This window comes from Aequorivita sp. CIP111184, assembly GCF_900489465.1.
GTDB lineage: Bacteria > Bacteroidota > Bacteroidia > Flavobacteriales > Flavobacteriaceae > Aequorivita.
This window is the reverse complement of the sequence record NZ_UEFQ01000034.1, coordinates 1-3,370: the sequence shown is the minus strand read 5'-3', so window position 1 is coordinate 3,370 and position 3,370 is coordinate 1. Positions and strand designations below refer to the sequence as shown.

3 protein-coding genes are annotated in these 3,370 nt (G+C 30.3%); all 3 read right to left on the bottom strand.

What is annotated here, in order from left to right:
- Nucleotides 1–126 precede the first annotated feature (126 nt).
- A complete protein-coding gene (locus AEQU1_RS15715; RefSeq protein WP_111882637.1) occupies nt 127–957 on the bottom strand; it encodes a hypothetical protein in 831 nt (276 codons plus the stop codon).
- Between the two features lie 160 nt (nt 958–1,117).
- Nucleotides 1,118–1,723, bottom strand: a complete 606-nt coding sequence (locus AEQU1_RS15710) for a hypothetical protein (protein ID WP_111882635.1) — start codon at nt 1,721–1,723, stop codon at nt 1,118–1,120.
- A gap of 351 nt (nt 1,724–2,074) precedes the next feature.
- The gene (locus AEQU1_RS15705; RefSeq protein WP_111882634.1) at nt 2,075–2,980 is read right to left on the bottom strand and encodes an IS1595 family transposase; all 906 of its coding nucleotides are present in this window, start codon (nt 2,978–2,980) and stop codon (nt 2,075–2,077) included.
- Between the last annotated feature and the right edge of the window lie 390 nt (nt 2,981–3,370).

Sequence of the window (3,370 nt, the reverse complement as noted above, 5' to 3'; positions counted from 1 at the left end):
ATTTGACACATTTTCAAGCCTGATCAAAAAAACAAAGCTGCTTAAAGAGGCTTATATGGGTTGGGTTTTTATAAATTATGGGGTTGTGCAACGGTTACCATTGTTGTAAGCAGTATTTTTTATCAATTAAATTTTTATCTGTTTGTCTTTTAACAAATACTCAAGGTCATAAGGTATTTCTATTAAGTATGCAGTTTCCTTATTTAGCTTTTTAAGTTCAGAATATTGATTTATAATAAAGACATAGTCATCATAAATCAGATAATAATCAAATTTTAAAAAGACAATGTCATTTTTGGTAAAGATTTCCTTTAATAAATCCAAATCAATATTTTTTCCATTGTAGGCAATATTTTTTTCAGGTTTTAAACGAATAGAGGAGTAACTCTTTTTTTCTAAAATACTATCAATATTTTTTTTATTACCTGAGTAAATTATGTTTTCAAAATCGTGATACCAAACATTCGGGAGTGGTTTTGGAGGAGGAGTATATTTATATTCTGTCGCATTTAACTTTTCGTTTCTTAATACTTGCTCTAATGTTAGTATATCGGATGAGTTTTTGTGAACGTCTAAAAGACTGTTAAGGTAAATTGGAATTCCTTTTAAGGGATTTCCAATATTGTCCGTCATTAGGTACATTTTCTTTTCGACTAATGCTATTTCTTTTTTGACTCTTTCTATAAACTCAAATCGGGTATTCTTGTCAGCGTATAATAGAACTCTTGGAGGGTTTGAATAATCGAATTGATTTATAATTGAGTTTGATATGTCGTCAAAATAAAGGAAAGTTTTATTGTCAGTTGAAACATTTTGATTTTTGGTGACGTAAATATTTGTTGTGGCATAAACTGAAACTTCTTTTCCGCCTTCAGGAAGCGCAATGGAATCTTTTATTTGGGAAAAAGAAGAAATAGGTAAAATAAGTAAAATTAAGACCGATAAAATTTTTTTCATAATTTTTGTCAAGATTGCTTACAACGTTGTTGTGTATGGACCGTTGCGTTTCTCACACACGAACCATTCCAAGTAAAAAACTGCGCTGGAAAATTCCCAAGAATTTTCCAGATGATCACAGACCCAGCAATGGTTTATACACGGTGTTGTGCAACGTATTTTATTTATTATTTTCTTCAAGTCCGACGATATCTTTTCGAATTTTTTTTCTCCATTCCTTTCCGTATTTCTTATCCAAATACTCGAATACAGTTCTATTATATTCATTAAGACTTTCCGACGCAACTGCTTCACAGCCATACTCCACAAAATTCACATTATATTTTTTCGCAAATTTCGTGTCTGATTTATAGAAAACAGGTGCGATTCCACTTGATTCCAAAATGTTTACTTTGCCGTTTTTTATGTCTTCAAGTGCTTTTTCTCGGTTAAGTCCAAATCTTGGTTTCATTACAAATTCAAATCTATATTCTCTTGGTTTATCAACTCGAATTATTGTATCAATATTTTCATAACCCAATGCAGTTAATTCAATTGTTTCTAAACTATCTTTTTCTCGAATTTTGTATTTATAATCAAATTTTCCTTTTTCGTCGGTGGCTGAATATTGGTATCTCGATTTATAATTCACGTAGACATTTTCGAGAGGTTTTCCATTCACTTCTGACAAAACAATTCCATTAATTGCAATTTCATTCGATTTTTCATTTTGTGAAAATCCGATTATTGAATTCAAGAATAATATTGTCAGGATGAGTTTTTTCATATGTTGCACAACGTATTTGTGTATGATTAGTTGCGTGGTTAAGCACGTAATTTAGCAAATAAAAACTGGATAGAAAATCTGCGAGGATTTTCGTAAGTAGGCGAGAACCAAGCAATTAATTATACACGGTGTTGGCAACAGTTTTTTCAATTAAATATAGCTTTAGTCCATAAGCCAAGCATCAGCATCTTTTTCCGTATACAGGAACAGGTTTTCATTTGCGCTAATTCCGAATAATACTTTTTTTGTTGAATTAGGAATGAAAATCAAAGTATCCTTATTATTAATTTTTAAATATACTTTGACTGAATCAGTTTTCGGCCTATAATTTTAATGTATATCCGTTTTCAATCATACTGCTGTAATGCTTGCTATTATTAGTCTGTCGAATAATTTTTCTCCAAAATACCTTCTATTTAACTTATATACAAACTCATCTAGGTAAAGTTGTAGATTCTTGCGCTTTATTTTATGATAGTTTCCTAGCAAATTTCTTTTTGCATTACTGATGAAAATATGAACCCATTTTAATGTTTCTTTTGTAGTTTCTTTTGTTGATTTTTCAGAAATATGTACTTCTACCAAATCTGCAATATCAACATATGAGGTACTTTGATCCGTAAATACTATACTTGATTCTTCAATTGATTTTTTAACGGTTTCATTAATTCCTTCAGCCCTATGATCTTCAAGTACTTTAGCCTTAAAATATCTACACGATTTGGAAGTTTTTCCCGTTTCAATATCTTCTAATGGAGTAGATTCTGCCATTACAGCTACATTTTGTTTGCCTGGCGCACCTCTTCCACGAATCCCTTTTTCTTGTTCTATTTCGGCAGATTCAACCGTAAAATAACCTTCATCCATCTCAATCATACCTTCCAAAGTATATTTTTCATCTCTTCTGCCCATTGCTTTTCGCAATTTGTGCATCATTGACCAGACTGGCTCATAGCGCTTCAAACCTAATTGTTTTTGCATTTCTTTAGCAGAAAAACCTTTTTTAGTAGCACTCATAAGAAAAATAGTTTTGTACCAAATCAAAAAGGATAAATTTGAGTTTTCCAGTATAGTTCCACTCTTTAAAGTGATACGTTTTTTACAACTCTTACATTCATAACTGAGCCTGCTCTTTATCCAGAAAAAATCTGTCTTTTTACACTTGCAGGTTACACCAATTTTGTCACGCTGAGCCTTAAAATGTGCGATACAATCTTCTTCACTGCTAAATTCTACTCCAAAACTAAAAATATTCATCTCAAATAATTAATTATCAAACAAATATACAAAATTATGATTAGTTACGGATATACATTATAATTTTTAATGAGTTCTAAATTACCTACACTATAATTTTCATTAAACTTTTTCTTATACACATAATCTCCATCATTTAAATTTAATTCCAATTCCTGATTTACTTTAAAATATTGTCCTTGAAAGAAAGAAATTTTTTTCGAATCACAAGAATTTGTGAGAATAAAGATTAGGAGCAAAAAACTAATTTTGTTGTTATATGACACTTGTTGCGATTTTTTAATTGTTGCCAACGGTCTTGTATAAAAATAGTAGGGCTGAAAACAGAAACTACTATTCGATTGAGCGAGAGCCGAATTTTTAAATTTTACTTATTATTTTTCTTTTTCA